The organism is Pseudoclavibacter sp. RFBJ3 (genome assembly GCF_002931375.1).
Classification (GTDB): domain Bacteria; phylum Actinomycetota; class Actinomycetes; order Actinomycetales; family Microbacteriaceae; genus Pseudoclavibacter.
Genome location: NZ_PSXZ01000045.1, coordinates 1 through 809, shown reverse-complemented (window position 1 = coordinate 809; position 809 = coordinate 1). Strand labels below are relative to the sequence as shown.

General features: G+C 67.5%; 1 protein-coding gene. It reads right to left on the bottom strand.

Annotated features, from left to right (window positions below):
* Positions 1 to 253: 253 nt before the first annotated feature.
* The coding region (locus C5E07_RS19605; RefSeq protein WP_219820254.1) for a hypothetical protein at positions 254 to 809 on the bottom strand (556 nt) is incomplete at its 5' end.

Genomic DNA, 809 nt, shown 5'->3' with positions numbered 1-809 from the left:
CCCTCGGCGGCAGAACCCCTGCAGGCGCCCTCGAAGAGCTACTCTCGAACCCACCAAGACCAGGTGTTGCGACGACCGGCTGACACCACCCATGGGTTTTGAGATGTCTCACTGGCAGTCACAGGTTGCATGACGGACGGGACGTCAAGTGGGGCGCGGGCTTGCTGCTCCCCGTCGAGGTCCGCCCCGTCGTGCCCGTAGATCGCAGCGCGGGCGTCACCATCCTCGAGAACCACGGGGCAAGCGCCTGTGGTCAGTAGGTGATGCTCGGGAGAAGCAATCCGCCGACGACAGCCACGTACCCGAGTCCACAGAATGCGAGCGTCAGAACAATGCGTCCGGTGATGCGGAGAGTGCGTGCCCCTCTGGACCGCCACGGCGAAGGATTCTCCGCGTTGCTCTCCGTTGGTTGCGCGCGGTGGATTGCGAGGAGCGCTGCGGGAAGCGCGCCCAGAACGGCCGCGAAGGTGAGTGCTTGTGCTGAACGCAGGATCACTGCGGACGGTGGAGCTCCGTCCGAGAGGAGCGTCGCCGCGACTGTCGCCCAGAGTATGCCCGCAAGAGCAAGCGCCAGGAGGGCGGCCGCTCGAAGACGGCGCAGCAGCCGCTCTCGACGCGGGGTCTCGTGAGCGACCTTGTACCAGCGACGGATGCCCCACCGCGCAGGAAGCGCGAGCACCGCGGCAGCGAGCACAGCGAGCGAGAGTGTCGCGATGATCGGCAACGCCGCCCGACTCGGCGACATCGGCTGGAGCGCGAACGCCGGGTTGAGGCCGATCGCGACCACGCGTCCGTCCTGCTGGTCGACG